The following is a 304-nucleotide window of genomic DNA, read 5'->3' on the forward strand; positions in this document are numbered from 1 at the left end:
CAGACCGAAAAGCCATGCTACTGTCTTTCCTAGATTGGCCTGGTACAAAACTCCCCAACTGACAGGCAAGTCCAAATAGAAAAGCTGTTTTTCCTTGAATTTGCTTGAGATAGGCTTTCATAGTCATATTGGCATCAAATTGATTGAGTAGCTGAGATAATTCCCCTCGAAGAATTGTTTCCATCAGCTTATCATTGCCCAAATCCAAATCATCACGTGACACCTCTAGCAAACGAAGCCCCTTTCCAAATAGTCGACTTGAATAGGCCAGAAGATAATCACCCGTGTAGATAGCGATTCGATT

General features: G+C 42.1%; 1 protein-coding gene. It reads right to left on the minus strand.

Annotation, left to right across the window (positions count from 1 at the left end; genetic code table 11):
• Positions 1–304 (minus strand): polyprenyl synthetase family protein (locus C1G53_RS11065; protein ID WP_192873130.1); only part of this gene is annotated, 304 nt, incomplete at both ends.

It is taken from the genome of Streptococcus suis (assembly GCF_002960445.1).
Classification (GTDB): Bacteria; Bacillota; Bacilli; order Lactobacillales; family Streptococcaceae; genus Streptococcus; species Streptococcus hyiners.